This window comes from Cohaesibacter marisflavi (assembly GCF_900115225.1).
Lineage (GTDB): Bacteria > Pseudomonadota > Alphaproteobacteria > Rhizobiales > Cohaesibacteraceae > Cohaesibacter > Cohaesibacter marisflavi.
Window position 1 is genome coordinate 587,469 of the sequence record NZ_FOVR01000002.1, and the last position, 19,073, is coordinate 606,541.

The window sequence follows — 19,073 nt, forward strand, 5'->3', positions numbered from 1 at the left end:
GCTCATCAGCTAAGCACCAAGCTTGATTTAGCGGCGGAAGAAGGGGAGCAGTAGCGACCAGAAAAACTGGTTTGGCTTCTCGTCCTGATACGGGTCAAGACCGATGGTCATGCCCTCATGCCCGTCCTGTGGCTGGGCCACATAGGTGCGGAACATCCTGTCCCAGATGGAGAGATTGAAACCGAAATTGGAGTGGGTTTCCCGTGGCCGGTTGGAATGATGCACCCGATGCATATCCGGGGTGACCACCAGCAGCCGCAACAGCCGATCCACTTTTTCGGGGAGGCGCACATTGGCGTGATTGAACAGCGCCGCCGCATTGAGCACCACTTCAAACAGGAACACGGCAATTGCCGGCGCGCCAAATACCAACACCCAAACAATCTTGTAGAGAAGCGACAAGAGGATCTCGATTGGATGAAAGCGCAAGGCTGTCGAAACATCGATATCCCGGTCGACATGATGCACCTTGTGCAGTTTCCAGAATATCGGAATTCGGTGTGAGAGCAGATGCTGCAGCCAGATGGCAAAATCAAGAATAAGAAAGGCAATGAGAATGGAGAGCCAGGCAGGCAGCGAAACCCAGTTCAGAAGCCCCCACCCCTGATCGGCAGCATAGATGGCCACGCCGATGGGCAGGATCGGCATGACAAGGCGCGTCACCACGCTATCGAGAATGACAATCCCCCAGTTTGTCACCCAGCGCCGCCCTTGCCCCATGGTGCGATCCCGCTTGGGCAGGGCCCATTCGGCCAGTGCCATGATAACAAAGACAGACAGGAATACCCCAAGGCGCAGGCTGCTTTCGCCAAGCCCGAAAAGGGAAAAGAGATCATTATTCTCCATCTTGCACCTTCAAATGCTACCCGCCTTGCCATAGGTCTTGCTGTCGGCTCGGGACATAGTTTCGCTTTTCTGCATCTATAGCCAGAAGCATAGCTTAGCGCAAATTGCAAGTTGGTCGTAGCCTCTCACTTTGTCGTGACGCCAAAAGCGCTCCTGCACAAGCGGGAGGATCTGCAGATTCCCTTTGCCTTTTGCAATGAAACTGATAGAAAGCCCCTCACGCCACCCGAACCAAAGATGATTGCACCATGTCCAGTCCCGCACCGATCACCGCTGACAGCCCATTTGATTTTCTCATCAACGAGCCGGAAGGAACCCCGCGCGCGGTTCTGATGCTGGCCCATGGCGCAGGCGCTCCGATGGATGCTTCCTTCATGGAGCGGATCGCGGCCATGCTCACCGAGAATGGCATTGTCGTTGTGCGGTTTGAGTTTTCCTACATGGCTCGCCGCCGCGTCGATGGCAAACGCCGCCCGGCAGGTCGTGCAGAACGCTGGACGCACCATTATTTCCGCGCCGTGGAAGAATTGCTGCAGGGCGAGAGTTGGAACAGCGCTTGGGATGGTTTGCCATTGTTGATCGGTGGCAAGAGCATGGGCGGCCGCGTGGCGGCGATGCTCGCTTGCGATGAAGATCTCGATCTGGCGGTCAAGGGCGTTGTGGTTCTGGGCTATCCCTTCCATCCGATCGGAAAATCCGAGCCGGAAAACTGGCGCCTTGAGCCTCTTGAAAAGAGCCTGCTGCCGGTGTTGATCTGTCAGGGTGAGCGCGATGATTTCGGCTGGTGGGATGAAGTGGATGCCATTGAGCTTCCCCCACAAGTGACCCTCGAATGGATCGCCAATGGCAGCCACGATCTCGGTCCGACCGGGAAATCCGAAGCGACCATGAAGAGCAACATGCAGCATGCCGCCCGCCTTGCGGCAGACTTCGCGGCCAATCCGCCGATTCTGGAAATGGATTTCGGCCCGGATCAGCCGATTGACGATTTTGATGATGAGGATGACGACGACGAGGCGTAAAGCCCAAGGCGTGAATTAATCGCTCTACTTATACTGGGTGAGATAATAGTCTTCCCAATCGCTCTTGGGCACGATGGTGCCCACCGCGAAGGCAAGATTGAGCACCGTGCTCTGATCATCAGACAGCTCGCAGTCGAATTTCACGCGGTGCCAATTGTCGTGGCTCCAGAAAACAGCCCCGTCCGCGATCATGTGGTTGCCCTCATAGCGCACCTCTTCAAAGGTGTAGGTGACCATGCGTTCGGGCTTATAGGCATCGCTCCAGGCGGCGATCTGCTCAAGGGCTTCCAGCGAGCAGAGCTGCTCGCGCTGTTCATCACCGGTGAGATTGCGATAGTCGTGGAGGGCCTCTTCGTTGCCCGTTCGCGCGAGAACTTTCCCAGAATAAATCTGGCTGGAGCGGATCATTCCGTCGTCCGGTGCCTTTGCTTCCGGACTGGCTTCGGGCTCGGGTGGAATTTCCTCGATAGGCTCCGAGGTGGCGATCGGCTCGGCTGGTGCATTTTGAGCTACAGTTGGTGGTGGTGGCGGTGGCGGAGGGGACGCGATGATCTCTACCGCAATCGGGTCTTCAGGGGGCAGAGATGGCAGTAGCTTGGGAGCGATGGTCATGAGCGCAAACAGGAAGAGCCCGTGCAGGAGAAGGGAGGCAACAACGCCTCCATAGCCGGGATTCTCGGGTCTGTTTGGCTCACATGGTCGCATGGTCCGGCTCGCTGAAGAAGGACGTTCTCCGCAAGGTAAGCCAGAGCGGTGTGGCAATGTCCACGGCTCTTTCCCTCATGGAAAAACGTATCGGTGTGCCTTTACAATCCACCTGTGGCAACAGCATGGCCTTATGCGTCAAATGGCAGGTCTCCTTGTGGATCAGAGCGGTCTGCATCGCCTAGATCCTTCTCGGCCCAGTGCTTGCGACAAAGGGAAACATAGCTTTCCTCTCCGCCAATCACCACCTGATCGCCTTCATCGATGATCTTGCCGTCATGGTCGATACGCACCACCATGGACGCCTTGCGTCCACACCAGCAGATGGTGCGCGCCTCGCGCAGTTCGTCAGCCCATGCCAGAAGGCATTTCGAACCGGGGAACAGATTGCCCTGAAAATCGGTTCTGAGCCCGTAGCACATGACAGGGATGCGCAAGCTATCGGCCACCCGGCAGAGCTGCCAGACCTGATCTTCCGACAGGAACTGCGCCTCATCGAAAAAGATGCAGTCCGGCTTTTTCTCGCCCGTTTCCACGTTGAACTGCTTTGAAATATGGTCGAACAGATCCGTTTCCAGCGTGAACACGAAGGCCTCGGCCCCAAGCCCGATACGTGAGGAAATCTCACCCACCTTGGTGCGATTGTCGAGCGCTGCGGTATAAAGCAAGGTTCGCATGCCCCGTTCGACATAGTTATAGGATGCCTGCAACAGCAAGGTGGACTTGCCTGCATTCATTGCCGAATAGGTGAAATAGAGCTTGGCCATGCGGGAATCGTCTTTTCGCAAACAAATGGGATTGTCTGTTGCTAAATCCGCTTGTGCCAATATGCAAGGGTGCTGCTCATCCCGCAACGCGATATGTGGATGAGGCGGCATGAGGCAGGCATGAGGAAGGGTAGGGGCAGAGCGTATGCTGGTTCCGGGCGGAAAAGGAGACGGTTGAAGAAATTACGCTTTCGGATCAAAGGCCCGTTCCGGCTGTTTGGGCAGGACTCGCTCCACATAGGTCTGCATCTTTGTCGCCATTTCATCCTGATCGCCCAGCAGGCTGTCCGGATCAATCGGCTCACCAAAGGTGATATGGAACTTGGCGCCATACTTATTCTGCAGCTCGCGTATCGACTGGATATCCCGCAATTCTGTCGAAATCTGGCTGAGGGCATAAAAGGCGAGCGAGTTGCGTGCCCTTATATGTCCCGGAATGATGGGGATCTTGTGCTTTTTGGCCATACGCAGAAAGCTCGAATTCCATGGCCGCTCCTTGAGGCGCACACCATTCCAGTAGGAAAGCCGCCCCGAGGGAAAGATACCCACGCAGCGATCATCCCGAAAGGCCTGAGCCGCGATCGACATCGTGCGCCGCATGGCCGAGCGGTCGCGCAGATTGGGCCGCCATTCGACGGGGATCATCAGATCGGCAGCGTTGGGATTGATCGAAAGCAGATCGGCAAAGACAAACAGGGCTAGATCCTGCCGTACATGGCGCACCTGATCAAACAGTGCCAGTCCATCGGGTAGGCCCGTGGGATGGTTGGTGGCTACCAGGCATCCCCCATTTTGGGGCAGTTTTTCCAAGCCGGTCGTCGTCACCCGAGGCTGCATCAAATCCAGCATGGCTTCGGCCATCTCATAGCCGGATTCATTATAGCGCCAGCCGGAGACCAGCCTGCAGAGATTGTCGTAGCGTACGGCCTTGCGGATCAATGGCGCATAGGCCTTGCCGAAGCGACCGGTTACCAGATGGCGGGCGCGGACTTCGATATACCAGTCCACCAACTCCCTCACATCGTCAGAGATATGGGCTGTGCGTTCCATTTGGCGGCGGGTTTGGCGGTCTGCAAGGGAAGACTGGGCCTTGCTCACCCTGTCATATATGACGCGCATGGACTTCTGTGTCATAGTTTCCCCCATAGCTCATCGTTCCCTTGATACGCTTTTGCGCATCTCTGCTCACCATTTCAGGTCTTGTCAGAGGCCAACCATAAAATGGACAAATCTGTCATCATCAAGGCTGATTGAATTTATCAAGCTTGCAACAAATAGATGACATGGAGGCCAAATTGGCGCCAGATGAACAAAGGTAGTGCCAAAAAGGCCCAGTTATTCAGATCTAATCCAAACAAATGTCGGATAGTGAGCCCGAACGTATCTAGCAAGATTGGGAGCCATCACGCCGCTCGCGCAGAGGCTTGCTGGCGGGCGGAGTGATGTGACCTGTGCCGCAAGGGCCTTCTAGATGCGGCGATAGCGAACGCGAGCGCTGTGTTCGATGGCACCGACATGCAACCGGTCAAGCTCCAGTTCATCGCGCAGCAGCAGCAGAAACTGCAATTCATCCTGCTCTACCTGCAAGTCGGCCGCAGCCACTTCGATGGCCAGCGCATAGGCTGTCTCGCGCAGTTTGATCGGCAGGCTGGCACGGACAACCTTGAGGACGAGATCGACACCGCCCTCGGCAAGCAGGTCCGAGCAATCGCGAGAAACCGTCACGAGGCGTTCATGGTCGAAATCCGAGAAGACAGGCAGCGTCTGCACTTCTTCTCCGATTTTCATGAGTTCTGAGTCCGTCATGGTCCGGTCCGCAGCAGATGTGGACACCATCACATAGATCAGGGCTTCTTCCGGCGAGACGATCTTGGTCATTCTTCTTTTCCTGTTTCGGGCGCAAAAGTTGCGCAAAAGGGCACAGTTGCCCGACTTTTCATCAAGTCATTTGAACTTATGCATCAAAGACGTTCGGATCAAGCTCTGCTTCTGGCCTTTCTTGCGGGATGGGGGCATATGAGCGGGCTTTCATCCCAGCCAATAGCAAACTCCATTGGGAATGGCTGGGTGCGAGGCCAAAAAGTCCCTTTTCTTGGGCTTGTCTATCAGCTAGAACAGCGCTGACGGCCTGCCCGGACGGCGGGCCGTCAGCTGTTTATTGTCGTAACTTCATCTGGCCGCATGGGATGCTGCCAATCTGGGATCTGGCAGAATGCTTGCCGTTGGTGGCGCCTGCCTGATTATCAAGGACACTCAAGGAACCTGACTATGACTTCGCAAACCGCCCTTCCGCTCGCGCTCTCCGATGACCTCGTCGAAGCAGCTGCAACGTCCAAGGCCTGGCCGTTTGAAGAGGCGCGAAAGCTGGTCAAACGGTATCAGAAGTCTGGCATGCCCGATGAGGTGCTGTTCGAAACCGGCTACGGCCCTTCTGGTCTGCCCCATATTGGCACCTTCGGTGAAGTGGCGCGCACGTCCATGGTCCGTACGGCCTTCCGCGCCCTCACCAAGGATGAAGTGAAGACCCGTATGCTGTGCTTCTCTGATGATATGGACGGTTTCCGCAAGGTGCCGACCAATCTGCCCAATCAGGAGATGCTGGCCCAGCATTTGGGCCTGCCGCTTACGCAAGTGCCAGATCCATTCGGCACTCATGAAGGCTTCGCCCAGCATAACAATGCCCGTCTGTGCAATTTCCTTGATCAGTTCGGCTTCGACTATGAGTTCGCGTCCTCGACCGACTATTATACCTCCGGCCGGTTCGATGAGACCCTTTTGAAAATGCTGGACGTCTATGACAAGGTCATGGACATTATCCTGCCGACGCTGGGCAAGGAACGTCAGGCGACCTATTCGCCCTTCCTGCCGGTTTGCCCGCGCACCGGCAAGGTGCTGCAAGTGCCAATGATTGAGCGGAATGTCTCCAAGGGCACCGTGGTCTATGTGGACCCGGAAACCAATGAGAAAGTGGAAGTGCCGGTCACCGGTGGTGCCGTCAAATGCCAGTGGAAGGCCGACTGGGCCATGCGCTGGGCAGCCCTTGATGTGGCCTATGAAATGAGCGGCAAGGATCTGATCGACAGCGTCAAGCTCTCCACCAAGATTTGCCGCGCCCTTGGCAAGCCGCAGCCGGAAAGCCTGTCCTACGAGCTGTTCCTTGACGATGAGGGCGCCAAGATTTCCAAATCCAAGGGCAATGGCCTCACCATTGAGGAATGGCTGACCTATGCCTCGCCGGAAAGCCTGTCGCTTTATATGTATCAGAAGCCCAAGACGGCCAAGAAGCTCTATTTCGATGTGATCCCGAAGGCGGTGGACGAGTATTTCACCTTCCTTGGCAATATCGAAAAGGAAGATCTGCCCAAGCAGCTCAACAACCCGACATGGCATATTCACTCTGGCAATCCGCCAAAAGCCAATATGCCCATCAGCTTTGCTCTGTTGCTCAATCTGGTTAGCGCAGCCAACGCTCAGGACAAGGATGTCCTGTGGGGCTTCATCTCGCGCTATGTGCCCGGCGCCAACGCCGAAACCCATCCAAAACTGGATGAACTGGTCGGCTATGCCATCCGCTATTTCGAGGATTTCGTCAAACCCAAGAAGGTGTTCCGCGCAGCAACCGAGATGGAAGCAACCGCCATGCAGGATCTGGCAACCCGCCTTGCCGGCATGACCGATGTAACCGACGCCGAAGAGTTGCAGACGGAAGTCTTCGCGGTGGGCAATTCCTACGAGTTTGGCAATTTGCGCGACTGGTTCAAGGCGCTCTATCAGGTTCTGCTGGGGCAGGATCAGGGCCCGCGCTTTGGCTCCTTCATCGCCCTTTACGGGGTTGAGAATACCATCGCCCTGATTGAAAAAGGTTTGAAGGGCGAATTGCTGAACGTGTAATCAGCCCTCATTCACCGTGATCGGGAGCCAAATAGATGAAAACCGGCAGCAAGAGACAGAGACGCCTTCTTCTGCCGGTTTTTCTTATGGCTGTGTGGGCTGTGCTGGCTTACGCCAGCAGTTATGTCCTCCCGACTGGGGTGCCTGAAGCACTGGCTGAAGACAGCCATGTGCCGCTTGAACCCATTGATTGTCCCGCCGAGGCCTCTGAAGGGCAGGACGTGGTCTGCTTCCTCTTCCATGTGCCGTCTGACTGGAATGACATAGCCAATCGCCCCATGGAATTGCCGGTCATGCGCTTTGCCCCGTTGGGGCCGGAGGCGAGCAAGCCGCCGCTGCTCATATTGGCTGGCGGGCCGGGGCAATCGGCCATCACCCTTCAGAAAAACATCGTCAAGAATCTCCAATATCTGCGTGAGGACCGTGAGATCATTCTTATGGATCAGCGCGGCACCGGTCCTCTGGCTGAAGATATGCTGTGCCCTGAGGCGCTGGGCGAGGGAGAAGCCATCGATGTTGATGCACTGGTTGCCTGCGTCAAAACCGCAGATGCCGACGGAGTGCGGCTTTCCGATTATCGCACGGCCTTTGCTGTCGAGGATTATCGAGCCCTGCGCTATGCGCTCAGAATAGGCAAATGGGCCATCATCGCCAGCTCCTATGGCGCGCGGGTAGCACAAGGGCTGGTGCGTCGGGATAATGAGGGCATTGACCGTATCCTTTTCAACGGTCCGCTCTTTCTGGCAACCCGCCTGTTTGACTGGAAGCCGGAAGGAAAAATAGACGATCTCATCGACGCATGTAACGAAGATGATGACTGCCGGAATGCCTTTCCAGATCTCTATTGGGACTATCAGCGCCTTCCCTTTGCCATGCGCAAGGTGAAGCTGGCTGAAGATGCGGTTTACCCAGCAGAAGCTCAGCCCTATTTCTATCAGAACAGGCTCAACGCCCTTCTAGCGCGCAACAAGGCCGCGCTCGTTCCTGCTGATATTGCCGCCACAGTGACCAGCGTCGACAAGGCTCTGGCGGAGGATGCCATCTGGACGCCACCTGATCCGTTGCCTCAATCCATGAAGCGCATCAGCCTGTTGATGCATTTCGCGGTTGCTTGCGCCGAAGAGATTGCACCGCTTGCCGACCAGTCGGAGATCGATTTTCAGCAACCTCTGACCATGCGATTTTACCGCAAGGCCTGTGACCGCATCGCGGAGGTGACATCTCACACGGTAAAACTTGAAAAAGGATGGGACAAGGCGAGCAAAACGGCGCGCCCAACGCTCATTCTGAATGGTGCGTTCGACACCATCGTTTATCCGGATGCCGTCGCAGACAGCTTGCCATTCTTCACCGACGCCTCATGGGTGACTTTGCCGTTTGGTGGCCATGATGTGCTTAGCGTCAATCCGTGCGCCCGAACGCTGGCGGGTGCGTTCCTTGCTGGCACCGAGCCTGAAAAGCTGGATACCGCCTGCGCTCAGAATGCGGATCTCTCATTTCTGCTGACCCCGCAACTGGCCAGAAAATAGCGCCTTGCCTATTGGGCGCATCATGACTGCTGGCTAGCTCCCACAACGCAGAATTAGCGCATTTCAAAGCCGGGCGGGAGCGGCAACTCCTTTTCCTCTTCCGGCTCGGAAGGGGGCGTCATGATGGACAGCGCACCGGCATTGGCTCCGGCCAACAGATCCGGCGCGGTAATCGGCCCGATATCCTGTGACTGGGCATTAAGCGAGGAAGAAAGCGCGTCGGCTTCCTTCTGCCTCGCCATGATGTCGCTGCCGCTTGCGGTGGCCTTGGTGGCAAACAGGCCGCGCTTGGCCTGTTTGGCTTCAAAATATTCGTCCTGATAATAGCCCTCTTCGGGTATGGCCCAACCAAGGCGCACAATATAGCTGGCCAGGTCGGTCACATTGACCGGCGGCTCCCCTGCCTTGAACTGCTTGATGCCCGGCCCCAGATAGCAGGTCGCGCTATCCGACCCCTCTTTGGCTTTCTCGTCATTGGTGGCCCCGTCTGCCCCGATCCAGTCACAGCGTACAGAGCGGGCGCGGATGAAGCGTTTGAGCGCCGTGGCACCCAGCTTGTCGCATTTGGCCGCCCTGCCAGCCATCCAGCATTCTTTCGCGCTATCGGAAGCCTGAAGATGGGCGAGATTGACATCCACCTCGCGATATTTGCTGACCATCAAGGTGAGCTTGGTGGGCGCTTGCACGGCAACCCGTCGGAAAATCTCCGGCAGAGGTTCCGGTTCTGGCTCGGGCGGAAGAGGCATGCCTTGCTCGCGCTCGAGGGGAGCGGCCTGATAATAAGGGGAAAGCGCAAAGCCCGGTGTCACATTGCGCTTGGGTGGAGCCACAAGCTTGCCGGCCTGCGGTCCCTGCAACAACACTTGCATGTTGGATGAGGCTTCATCGTCAGACTTGGCGTCACGGGGCGGGGCGGTCTGTTGCTGTCCGGTTTGGGGTCTCTTCGCGGTCTCGGACGCGCTTTGTTCGTCTGCCTTCTTGCGCTCTTGCGTTGAGAGATAGGCATCCTGCGGCGCGGAAGGGGAGCCCTGCCAATACCAGAAAAGATAAAAGACCAGAGCCGTCAACGCAAAGGCTGAGCCGACCAGCATGACATTGCCCAGAAGCCTGTCCAGCCATGAACGCTCGGGAGCCGGTTGCCGAGCGGCATAGTGATCGTCCGCCGGTGTGCCAATTGTTCGCCTTTTTCTGCCCATGACCTGACTATACTCAACACCCTGGTTTTAACTCGGCTTGTTGCCGCGCCTGCAAAGGAGAGCCTCGAACGCAGACATGGGGAGAATATAACCTCAAAAACAGAGAATTAAAGGCAGCAGTTCTGACAAGGGTCTTTTCCCTTGCCACGCATGCTCAAACCCTGCTGGGAGTCATTGGCTGGCCCAAAGGATTTTGGCCAAGCGTACCTTATTGTCGTCTGTCACTGGCAGCGCAGATTGGGCTTGGTCCAGAGGGGCGAGATAAAATGCCCCGTCATGATCGGCAGATATATCACCCACGATGATACTGCTTTCCTGTTCGTCACAACAGAAGAAGACCACGCGATCTCCCTCTGTAATCGGACAACAAAGGCCCAGCAGAAGGGATGCTCCCTCCTTGTAGAAAGGAGTGAAGCGGTCGTCCTCGACTTTGAACAGGAAGACCCGCTCATCTGGTGATAACGCCACATTTTCTGGGGCTGTTTGCGGGGGATCTCCTTGCAGGGAGGAGATCCTATCAAGGGAGGGAGTATGGCGCATGTGAGCGCTTTCACCCCAACAAAATTGGGAAGGAAGGGGAACGGCATGATTAAGAACAGGGATCTCCGCTGCCGCGGTTTGATCAAGGATGTTCTGATAGGACCAGACGACACACCGTCGCTCGCCGAGCAATTCCACGAAAAAGGATTCCACTGACACCTGTGTTGCATCCAGAATGCGGGCGATCGACTCTGTGGATGGCCAGCGGGGACGCCCATTGGGCTGGAACCGCTTGGAGCGGTTGAATATGCTGGCATCCAACCCCGCCATACGAGCCAGGGAGGTGGTTGATACCCCCTCCCTGGCCGCTAGCGCATCTATGGCTTGCCATAGGCGTTTGTGAGATAGCATTGGTGATTCTCAATAAACTCATATGAATGCTTAAACCATAGGGGGAAAAATAATAAATACAATCAATAGTTGTGTTTTGCACAAGGTAATCGGATCTGTTGTTGACAATCCCGCATCCAGACAGAATGCCGTTAAGCCTTTTTCGCATAGCTGCGAGCGACGGGATTTTGCCACTTTCAACCTGGGCGACCGGCTGCTATTAGAAATCCGACGAGTTCGCCTTCAGATATCTGCCAGCAATAAGGGGCGCGAGGCGGTGGCGAGCGGAGCGGACGACCTTTCTCGGAGCATGTTGCCCTATGGCAAAACGGATCTATAAACTGGTTACCAAAGACCAATGGAACGAGGCAAAGGCCAAGGGTGTCTTCGAAGGGGCGCCTGTCGACCTGGCCGATGGCTTCATTCATTTTTCGACCAAAGAGCAGGTGGAAGAGACTGCCAGAAAGCATTTCAAGGGCATTGATGATCTTCTGCTGCTTGGTGTCTCCGTTGAGAAGCTGGAGCGCTGTGCCGGTCCGGTGACATGGGAACCTTCGCGTGGTGGCGCCCTGTTCCCGCATCTATATCACTCCATGCCCCTGGAGGCCGTAAGCGAAGAGAGCGTTTTGCCCATGACGCCTGACGGACATCATCGCTTCCCACAGTTGCAAGAAGAATAGAACAAGAGCAAACGACCATGTCTAACCCCTTTCTCGATACGCTGGCGCGCAAGGCCCTCTTCACCCTGAACCCCGAGCTGGCTCACAAGATAAGCATTCAGTTGCTCAAGACAGGGCTCGTGCGTGGCCCCAGATTGCCGGACGACCCTGCGCTGAAAATCAAGCTTTGGGATCTGGAATTTCCCAACCCGTTGGGGATGGCTGCTGGGTTTGACAAAAATGCCGAGGTACCTGATGCAACCCTCGCTCTCGGTTTTGGTGCAACGGAAATCGGCACCATCACGCCGCTCCCGCAAGGAGGAAATCCCAAGCCGCGTCTCTTTCGTCTGATCGAGGACGATGCGGTCATCAATCGCATGGGCTTCAATAATGAGGGGCATGCTGCAGCCCATGCGCGATTGGCTGCGCGCAAGGCCAAAAATGGCATTATCGGTGTGAATGTGGGCGCCAACAAGGACAGCAAGGATCGTATGCAGGATTATGTGAAGGGCATCGCCGCCTTTGCGGATCTGGCGTCTTTCTTCACAATCAATATTTCTTCGCCCAACACGCCGGGGTTGCGCGACTTGCAGGCGCGGGAAGCGCTGGACACTCTGCTGGCCCGCGTTCTGGAAGAACGCAACACCCAGACCAAATGGGTCGGCCGCTCGGTTCCGGTTCTGCTGAAGATCGCGCCGGATGTGGATGAATTCGGCCTTGATGATATTTGCGCGGTGGCTGTCGCCCGTGGCGTTGATGGCATGGTGGTTTCCAACACCACCCTCGACCGACCCAATCATCTCGCCTGCCAGAAGCAATTGTCAGAAGCCGGTGGGCTATCCGGTAAACCGCTGTTTGACAAGTCGACCATCGCATTGGCCAAAACCCGCAAGCGCGTCGGGCCGACCATGCCTCTGGTGGGCGTTGGCGGCATCACGGACGCCATCTCCGCTATCGAGAAGATCCGGGCTGGTGCCAATCTTGTGCAATTCTACACCTCCATGGTCTATGGCGGTGTTTCCATGGTCAGCCTTATGGTGATGGAAATGTCGGCCATCCTTGCCGAACGTGGTGTTTCACATCTGGATCAAATCCGCGGCGAAAGCTGCGATGACTGGGCCAAGCATCCGTTGGCCTGAAGATTAGGGGAATAATCATGAGCACAACCATCTGGCACAATCCGCGCTGCTCGAAATCGCGTGAGACTCTGTCTCTCATCGAAGAAAAAGGCGAACAGCCAACCATTCGCAAATACCTCGAAGATGCGCCAAGCATCGAGGAAATTCGGGACATTCTGGAGCTCTTGGGCATTGAACCGCGTGCGCTGATGCGCACCAAGGAGGCGCTCTACAAGGAGTTGGGCCTTGCCGATGTGGCCGATGATGAAACGCTGATCAAGGCGATGGCGGACAATCCCAAGCTAATCGAACGCCCGGTTGTGATCAAGAATGGCAAGGCGCGTCTGGGCCGTCCGCCAGAAGCCGTGCTTGAGATTCTCTAAGCTAGCCAGGGTGCCCCTCCTTTTGAGGGGCCGTAGCCTGAAGCCGCAAAGAAATGAGCCAAACCAAAAGGGGGCGCATGGAGTGCGGCCCCGTTTTTGTATCAGGACGGTGCTTAAGGGCGCCTCATTTTCAAGAAAAGGTGCGCGCCATCCGCCGGGGTAGCATCAGACCAAGGCTGATACCGCGCGCCGCCAGAAAGCACATAAGTCCCAGCCACAGCCCGTGATTGCCCAGATGGGGCATTGCCACATATTGCACAACGAAGAAAACGCTGGTGGCAAGAATGGACACATTGCGCATGGTCGACGACCATGTCGCGCCCACATAGATGCCATCCAACTGGAAGGCAAAAGTTGCAATGAAGGGCGTGAGGGCAGCCCAGAATAGATAGACCCTTGCCAACTCGCGCACGGCAGGCGCCGTGGTCAGTGCATCGATGATCATTGGGCCAAGCAGTAGCATGATCAGGCTGAGGCCGATGCCAAGGCCCAATCCCCAGACGAGGGTCAGCTTGACGGTGCGCTCGAAGGCCGGACGATAACGAGCACCGATGGCCCGCCCACCCAGCTGTTCGGCGGCCGTGGCGATGCCATCCAGAAAGAATCCGCCGAACATGAAGAATTTCATCAGCAGTTCGTTGGCGGCCAGAATTGCGTCGGTCTGGCGGGCGCTCAACGCAGTGAATAGGGTGAAAGAAAACAGCATCACCATGGATCGAATGAAGATGTCGCTGTTCACCGCCAGAAAACGGGCAAAGGCTTCTTTATGGAAAAGCCTTGGCAGTGGCACCCGCCAATCGGCCCGCAGATGGTGGGCCATCATGCCAAGCCCGACAAACGTTGCCACAGCCTCTGCGGCAACCGAGCCAAAGGCCGCTCCGGCAACACCCAGATCAAGTCCGAGCACGAACCAGACCGTCAAAATGACATTGATGCTGTTTTGAAGGATCAGCAAGGCCATCCCCTTGCGTGATTTGCCGAGGCCGAAAAGCCAGCCGAAAATGGCAAAGTTGCCCAAGCTGAAGGGCATCGCAAAAAGCCGGATGAGCAGATAGGTTTGCGCCGCTTCATTCACCGCGTCAGATCCGCCCATTGCCGCCAGCGCCCAAGGGGTGACCAATGGGCCAATGACAATCGTCATCAGGCCAAGCAAGAGTGCAATCATCAAAGCGCGATAGGCGACGGCTCGCTGGGAGATCGTGTCTCCTGCTCCGAGCGCCTGCGCGGTGAGCCCTGTGGTTCCCATGCGCAGAAAATTGAACGAGGAGGCCACGATGTCAAACAGCGATGAGCCGATGGCGATGCCGCCCATCAGGGAAGCGCTCCCCAATTGTCCGATGACCGCCATGTCGACGATCCCCACCAAAGGCACCGTGATAAGCCCAAGGGTCATGGGCACAGCAATCCCCAGAACCAGCTTATGGGTGACGGAAAAAGAGCGCTTGTTCTCTGAAGGCGCAATGTCCATTGAAAGCAATCCAGTGAGGCCGGAATGACCGGAAGAGATAGGAAGGGACTACGTCAGGCGTAGCTCGGAGCCTTCTTCCTCTAGCATCGCTCGCCAAGCAAGGAAAGCGCAAAGATACCCCTTGCGTCAGCAGGAAGAGGCCACGCCGGACGCAAACAGAAGAAAAAGAAGGCGACTGAAGGATTGGATCTGACACGGAAGGCATTGGGCAAGGCCATAAAAACAATCAACCGCCGCACGGGGACCATTCGCGCGACGGTTGATTTGCAGTGTCAAATCTCAGGTCCTACCAATAAAAGGTACTGGGGACGGACCGGAGACAGGCACTCTGGCTAGAGAGTTGGTTTGACCGGAGAAACCACCTCTCATTCAATCCCGAAACGCTGCCTGAAAGATCAGTCAGCTTCCTGTGTTTCAGGATCATTGCTGTTGAGTTGAGTATTGCTCAGCCACCTTGTCATGTCATCTTAAACATATGTAATGTCTTGGAAAGGTTTGCCAAGTGGAACGACAAGAGGGGAGGCAAAGGGGCTTGTCAGTCGTCCCGGCGGCCAACCTTGAGAAGGCGCATGATCAACCAGATAGGGAAGACGATCAGCGCGCCAAGCAGGAAATATTCCACCGCCCAATGCACTGCATCAAAGCCCATATAATAAATATGCTGTACAAGACTCGTAAGATACGTAAGCACCTGCCGAGGATGGAGGTTGAGTGCGCTGAGCACAATGCCGACCACGACGGAAAGGCCGATCAACCGTAAGATCACAGGGCCGGGCGAGCCGCCGAAAAAGCGCGAAAGTTTCGAATCGGTCACAATGTTTCTCCCTGTATTCTGAAACCGGCATGATTGACAATTCTTCCAAGGGTATTCGTTCCCGCAAGGACATCATAAACGAGCATGTAGTCAACTTGGAAGGTGGCATCAACCTTTGATTAAGCATATAGCTTGAATTCGGGCGATAAGAGGGCGTATATATGCGTACAAACTACCGCTATACGGGTGTAATTTCCTCTCTCAAGAGTCATAAGGCTGAGCACAGACATCAGCATGAGATCGTTCCGCATCTTTGGAGCGCGCTGAAGAGCAGGGGTACTGGGCACAATGATGAGTGAAGAGTATCTGGATAGCTTTTGCCGCTATCTTGGAAGGATCAAAACCACACGCCACATGTTGCTTGTCGCTGGACTGTTTGCTGCCGTTTGCAGTCTGCTCTCCTTGTTCAGCACGCATTTCATTTTGGTGTTTGTTGGCTCGCCCATTGAGCCTCTGGTCAAATTCTTGTCTTACATCCTGCCATTCTCTCTGGTTTTTGCGTCCAGTTTTCTGCTCATTCGTGGCTTTTCTGCTGTGCATACCAAAAACGAATATCTCTGGGAGATTGCCGAGCGGGATGATTTAACCCGACTGGTCAACCGAGCCGGTTTCCTGCGCAGGGGGCGAAATCTTGCCATGAAAGCTGAACGCGACATGTCTTCCTTGTCCATGATCATGTTCGATGTCGATCATTTCAAGACAATCAATGACACGCGCGGGCATTCCGCTGGCGATATGGCCCTCAGGCATCTGTCGGACCTTTTGCGCCAGATCTGCCGCGATGGCGATGTGGTTGCCCGTTGGGGCGGGGAAGAGTTTGCGATCATCTTGCCCAATGCCAACGCCCAGGGTGCGACCATCTGGGGGGAACGCTTGCGTGAGAAGATCGCCAAGACGCCATTCATCTGGAAAGACAGGGCCATGTGCCTGACCATCAGCGCCGGTGTGACAGAATGGACGCATGAGGGCGATAGTCTGGAAGCCATGGTCGAGCGCGCAGACAAAGGGCTCTATCTGGCCAAGGCCGCCGGGCGCAATCGGGTCCATCTTCTGCGAAACCATCTGGAGACCGTGCCTGCTTTCGAACAGGATGTCATGTTTAGTGATGAACAGGGTACTCCGGGACATGTCGCGTAAAGCAAACGGATAGACAACGCCCGGCCTCTGTCCCATAGTCTTTATATGATTGAGATGCCACCCAACCCAGAAATCTCCAAACATCCAGACGACGACCGACTCTCCAATCCTGCAGGGCGGTTGGTGACGCGCTTTGCCTTTTCTTGCGACGATAAAGACAGCCCGCTTCTTCCTGCCGTCTTTGATGATTGGCTCAAGAACAAGGGCTGGCAATTGCGTCCGCATCAAAGAGCGATGTTGATGGCGCAGGTAGAGGGGCAGCCGACCCTGCTCATCGCGCCCACAGGCGCTGGCAAGACGCTGTCCGGCTTTCTGCCCTCGTTGATCGAGCTGGAAAGGGATCGGCGCGAAGGGGGAGGTGAGCGCTGGCACGAACAGTTACACACCCTCTATATCTCTCCCCTCAAGGCTCTGGCGGTGGATATTGCGCGCAATCTGGAAACGCCCATTGCCGAGATGGGGCTCGATATAACGGTCGAAACCCGCACCGGCGACACGCCTGCTCACAAACGCCAGAGACAAAAACAGCGTCCGCCAAATTTTCTGCTGACAACGCCGGAGCAATTGGCGCTGCTGCTGGCCTCACGGGAGGCCGAAACCCTGTTTGCCTCTCTCAAGACCATCGTGCTGGACGAGCTGCATGCTCTGGTCACCTCCAAAAGGGGGGAGCTACTGAGCCTTGGTTTGTCCCGTCTGCGCAGCCTTGCGCCGGATGCTCGCCCTGTGGGCCTCTCGGCGACGGTGGCCGATCCGCTGGAGCTCGGGCATTGGTTGGTGCCTCATGCTGAAGGGAAACCGCAGCGCGAACCACAGATCATCCAGTTGAAAGGAGGCACAAGCCCGGATATCGAGGTTCTGGAATCTGAAGAACCGATCCCGTGGGCTGGCCATAGTGCCCGCTATTCTCTGCCCGATCTCTATGTCCTGATTAAGGCTCACAAGACCACATTGCTGTTTGTGAATACCCGCTCGCAGGCTGAATTCCTGTTCCAGTCCCTCTGGACCATCAATGAGGATACCCTGCCCATTGCCCTTCATCATGGCTCGCTGGATGTAAGCCAGCGCCGCAAGGTGGAAGCGGCCATGGCGGCGGGCAGCCTGAGGGCTGTGGTCTGTACCTCGACCCTTGATCTGGGTATCGACTGGGGCGATGTGGATCTGGTGATCAATATCGGCGCGCCGAAAGGCGCTAGCCGCCTGGCCCAGCGCATCGGACGGGCAAACCATCGCCTTGATGAGCCTTCCAAAGCCATTCTCGTGCCTTCCAACTGCTTCGAGCTTCTGGAATGCCGTGCAGCACTTGACGCCAACTATATTGGCGATCAGGACACGCCACCGGTGCGCAAGGGCGGGCTTGATGTGCTTGCCCAGCATATTCTAGGCCGCGCCTGTGCCGGTCCCTTTAACCCGCTCGATCTCTATCGTGAGGTTACCGCCTCCTATCCCTATCGGGCCCTGCCGGGGGAGCTGTTTGAGCAGGCTATCGATTTCGTCGCAACGGGTGGCTATGCCATGCGGGCTTATGAGCAATTTGCCAAGCTCAAACCCATGAAGGACAAGGAGACAGGTCAAATCCTCTGGCGCCTGTCTCATCCGAAGCGGGCGCAGCAATATCGGCTCAATATCGGCACCATCGTCGAGGAAGCGATGATCAAGGTGCGTCTTACCTCATGGAAGGGTGGCAGCGGCGAGCAGAAGCGGCTGGGGCGCTTTGGGCGCGTGTTGGGGGAAGTGGAAGAGGGCTTTATCGAGGGGCTTGCGCCGGGGGACAGTTTTCTCTTTGCCGGTCAGGTCTTGCGCTTTGAGCGGTTGGAAGAGAATTCTGCGCTGGTAACAAGAACCCAGCATCGCGAGCCAAAGGTGCCAGCCTATAATGGCGGCAAGTTTCCCCTCTCGACCTATCTGGCCTCGCGGGTCAGGGCCATGTTGGCCGATCCTGAGAGCTGGTCAAGATTACCCGAGCAGGTCCAGCATTGGCTGGCGCTGCAAAAGCAGCATTCGATCATTCCCTCTGCAGATCAGATGCTGATCGAGACCTTCCCGCGATCGGGCAAATTCTATCTCACACTCTATGCCTTCGAGGGTCGGTTGGCGCTGCAGACGCTGGGTATGCTGCTGACGCGCCGTCTGGAAAGGGCAGGGGCACGGCCCCTTGGCTTTGTGGCATCTGATTATGCCCTGATGATCTGGGGCCTGAGGGATCTGGCCAAGTTGGAAGAGGAGCTCGGTTGGAGCTTTGCGCAGCTTTTTGACGAAGACATGCTCGGGGATGATCTGGAAAGCTGGCTGGCCGAATCCGCCATGCTCAAGCGCACCTTCCGCAATTGCGCCGTCATTTCCGGCATGATCGAGCGGCGGCATCCGGGAATGGAAAAGTCTGGTCGCCAGATCACCATGTCCTCTGATCTCATCTATAATGTGCTCAAGGATCACGAGCCCGATCACCTGTTGCTGAAAGCCACATGGGATGATGCAGCCAGTGGTCTGTTGGATATTGCCCGCCTTGGGGCTATGCTCCAGCGCATCAAGGGCCGAATCGTCCACGCGCCTCTGGACAGTCCGTCCCCGCTTGCCATTCCGGTGTTGCTGGAAATCGGCAGAGAGCCCATCTATGGTGAGGCGGAGGACGAAATGCTGCTCGAAGCGGCCGAGGAAATGGGGCTGTGAT

General features: G+C 56.3%; 17 protein-coding genes. 8 read left to right on the forward strand and 9 right to left on the reverse strand.

The features are described 5' to 3' along the window. Positions 1-27: 27 nt before the first annotated feature. The gene (locus BM258_RS06055; RefSeq protein ID WP_090070008.1) at positions 28-846 is read right to left on the reverse strand and encodes a sterol desaturase family protein; all 819 of its coding nucleotides are present in this window, start codon (positions 844-846) and stop codon (positions 28-30) included. A gap of 248 nt (positions 847-1,094) precedes the next feature. Here BM258_RS06055 and BM258_RS06060 point away from each other — a divergent pair, with 248 nt between their 5' ends. Continuing rightward, entirely contained in the window at positions 1,095-1,868 is a 774-nt protein-coding gene (locus tag BM258_RS06060) for an alpha/beta family hydrolase (RefSeq protein ID WP_175527944.1), read from the forward strand. A gap of 24 nt (positions 1,869-1,892) precedes the next feature. Here BM258_RS06060 and BM258_RS06065 read toward each other — a convergent pair whose 3' ends face one another. From BM258_RS06065 to BM258_RS06080, 4 genes are all read right to left on the reverse strand, one after another. Continuing rightward, positions 1,893-2,573: a DUF930 domain-containing protein gene (locus BM258_RS06065; protein WP_090070011.1), complete on the reverse strand. Its 681-nt coding sequence runs from the start codon at positions 2,571-2,573 to the stop codon at positions 1,893-1,895. A 131-nt stretch (positions 2,574-2,704) separates the two neighbouring features. After that, a complete protein-coding gene (locus tag BM258_RS06070) occupies positions 2,705-3,340 on the reverse strand; it encodes a thymidine kinase (protein ID WP_090070013.1) in 636 nt (211 codons plus the stop codon). Positions 3,341-3,523: 183 nt separating this feature from the next. Then, positions 3,524-4,474 (reverse strand): 1-acyl-sn-glycerol-3-phosphate acyltransferase, encoded by a 951-nt coding sequence (locus BM258_RS06075; protein WP_175527945.1) that lies wholly within the window; start codon positions 4,472-4,474, stop codon positions 3,524-3,526. A gap of 333 nt (positions 4,475-4,807) precedes the next feature. Beyond that, on the reverse strand, positions 4,808-5,218 hold the full coding sequence (locus BM258_RS06080) for a tellurite resistance TerB family protein (protein WP_090070019.1): 411 nt from the start codon (positions 5,216-5,218) through the stop codon (positions 4,808-4,810). A 390-nt stretch (positions 5,219-5,608) separates the two neighbouring features. Here BM258_RS06080 and BM258_RS06085 point away from each other — a divergent pair, with 390 nt between their 5' ends. Together BM258_RS06085 and BM258_RS06090 are read left to right on the forward strand one after the other, a co-directional pair. Further along, positions 5,609-7,231 (forward strand): lysine--tRNA ligase, encoded by a 1,623-nt coding sequence (locus BM258_RS06085; RefSeq protein ID WP_090070022.1) that lies wholly within the window; start codon positions 5,609-5,611, stop codon positions 7,229-7,231. A gap of 35 nt (positions 7,232-7,266) precedes the next feature. Continuing rightward, positions 7,267-8,760 (forward strand): alpha/beta fold hydrolase, encoded by a 1,494-nt coding sequence (locus BM258_RS06090; protein WP_090070025.1) that lies wholly within the window; start codon positions 7,267-7,269, stop codon positions 8,758-8,760. Positions 8,761-8,813: 53 nt separating this feature from the next. On the opposite strand, the gene BM258_RS06095 is transcribed toward BM258_RS06090, so the two are convergent. Beyond that, the gene (locus BM258_RS06095) at positions 8,814-9,956 is read right to left on the reverse strand and encodes a hypothetical protein (protein ID WP_090070028.1); all 1,143 of its coding nucleotides are present in this window, start codon (positions 9,954-9,956) and stop codon (positions 8,814-8,816) included. 171 nt (positions 9,957-10,127) lie between these two features. Beyond that, a complete protein-coding gene (locus tag BM258_RS06100) occupies positions 10,128-10,847 on the reverse strand; it encodes a helix-turn-helix domain-containing protein (protein ID WP_139229210.1) in 720 nt (239 codons plus the stop codon). A 299-nt stretch (positions 10,848-11,146) separates the two neighbouring features. Between BM258_RS06100 and BM258_RS06105 the strand changes: the two genes are divergently transcribed. Genes BM258_RS06105 through arsC form a run of 3 tightly spaced genes read left to right on the forward strand, consistent with a single transcriptional unit; the run spans position 11,147 to position 12,986 of the window. Beyond that, complete coding sequence (locus BM258_RS06105) at positions 11,147-11,506, forward strand: DUF952 domain-containing protein (protein WP_090070035.1); 360 nt, start codon at positions 11,147-11,149, stop codon at positions 11,504-11,506. A 17-nt stretch (positions 11,507-11,523) separates the two neighbouring features. After that, positions 11,524-12,624 (forward strand): quinone-dependent dihydroorotate dehydrogenase, encoded by a 1,101-nt coding sequence (locus BM258_RS06110; protein WP_090070038.1) that lies wholly within the window; start codon positions 11,524-11,526, stop codon positions 12,622-12,624. 17 nt (positions 12,625-12,641) lie between these two features. Then, a complete protein-coding gene (gene arsC / locus BM258_RS06115; RefSeq protein WP_090070041.1) occupies positions 12,642-12,986 on the forward strand; it encodes an arsenate reductase (glutaredoxin) in 345 nt (114 codons plus the stop codon). 130 nt (positions 12,987-13,116) lie between these two features. Here arsC and BM258_RS06120 read toward each other — a convergent pair whose 3' ends face one another. After that, on the reverse strand, positions 13,117-14,454 hold the full coding sequence (locus tag BM258_RS06120; protein WP_090070043.1) for an MATE family efflux transporter: 1,338 nt from the start codon (positions 14,452-14,454) through the stop codon (positions 13,117-13,119). Positions 14,455-14,989: 535 nt separating this feature from the next. Beyond that, on the reverse strand, positions 14,990-15,268 hold the full coding sequence (locus BM258_RS06125; RefSeq protein ID WP_090070046.1) for a DUF6460 domain-containing protein: 279 nt from the start codon (positions 15,266-15,268) through the stop codon (positions 14,990-14,992). A 288-nt stretch (positions 15,269-15,556) separates the two neighbouring features. Between BM258_RS06125 and BM258_RS06130 the strand changes: the two genes are divergently transcribed. Both BM258_RS06130 and BM258_RS06135 read left to right on the forward strand, forming a co-directional pair. Continuing rightward, positions 15,557-16,405: a GGDEF domain-containing protein gene (locus tag BM258_RS06130; RefSeq protein WP_090070048.1), complete on the forward strand. Its 849-nt coding sequence runs from the start codon at positions 15,557-15,559 to the stop codon at positions 16,403-16,405. 54 nt (positions 16,406-16,459) lie between these two features. Beyond that, positions 16,460-19,072 (forward strand): ligase-associated DNA damage response DEXH box helicase, encoded by a 2,613-nt coding sequence (locus BM258_RS06135; protein ID WP_090070441.1) that lies wholly within the window; start codon positions 16,460-16,462, stop codon positions 19,070-19,072. Position 19,073: the final 1 nt, after the last annotated feature.

Bases quoted from the DNA above. Each gene is read 5' to 3' on its own strand.
- BM258_RS06130 (WP_090070048.1), top strand. From the start codon at position 15,557: ATGATGAGTGAAGAGTATCTGGATAGCTTTTGCCGCTATCTTGGAAGG.
- BM258_RS06065 (WP_090070011.1), bottom strand. From the start codon at position 2,573: ATGCGACCATGTGAGCCAAACAGACCCGAGAATCCCGGCTATGGAGGC.
- BM258_RS06055 (WP_090070008.1), bottom strand. From the start codon at position 846: ATGGAGAATAATGATCTCTTTTCCCTTTTCGGGCTTGGCGAAAGCAGC.
- BM258_RS06070 (WP_090070013.1), bottom strand. From the start codon at position 3,340: ATGGCCAAGCTCTATTTCACCTATTCGGCAATGAATGCAGGCAAGTCC.
- BM258_RS06095 (WP_090070028.1), bottom strand. From the start codon at position 9,956: ATGGGCAGAAAAAGGCGAACAATTGGCACACCGGCGGACGATCACTAT.
- BM258_RS06080 (WP_090070019.1), bottom strand. From the start codon at position 5,218: ATGACCAAGATCGTCTCGCCGGAAGAAGCCCTGATCTATGTGATGGTG.
- BM258_RS06120 (WP_090070043.1), bottom strand. From the start codon at position 14,454: ATGGACATTGCGCCTTCAGAGAACAAGCGCTCTTTTTCCGTCACCCAT.
- BM258_RS06100 (WP_139229210.1), bottom strand. From the start codon at position 10,847: ATGCTATCTCACAAACGCCTATGGCAAGCCATAGATGCGCTAGCGGCC.
- BM258_RS06110 (WP_090070038.1), top strand. From the start codon at position 11,524: ATGTCTAACCCCTTTCTCGATACGCTGGCGCGCAAGGCCCTCTTCACC.
- BM258_RS06105 (WP_090070035.1), top strand. From the start codon at position 11,147: ATGGCAAAACGGATCTATAAACTGGTTACCAAAGACCAATGGAACGAG.
- BM258_RS06135 (WP_090070441.1), top strand. From the start codon at position 16,460: ATGCCACCCAACCCAGAAATCTCCAAACATCCAGACGACGACCGACTC.
- BM258_RS06075 (WP_175527945.1), bottom strand. From the start codon at position 4,474: ATGACACAGAAGTCCATGCGCGTCATATATGACAGGGTGAGCAAGGCC.
- BM258_RS06090 (WP_090070025.1), top strand. From the start codon at position 7,267: ATGAAAACCGGCAGCAAGAGACAGAGACGCCTTCTTCTGCCGGTTTTT.
- BM258_RS06085 (WP_090070022.1), top strand. From the start codon at position 5,609: ATGACTTCGCAAACCGCCCTTCCGCTCGCGCTCTCCGATGACCTCGTC.
- BM258_RS06060 (WP_175527944.1), top strand. From the start codon at position 1,095: ATGTCCAGTCCCGCACCGATCACCGCTGACAGCCCATTTGATTTTCTC.
- arsC (WP_090070041.1), top strand. From the start codon at position 12,642: ATGAGCACAACCATCTGGCACAATCCGCGCTGCTCGAAATCGCGTGAG.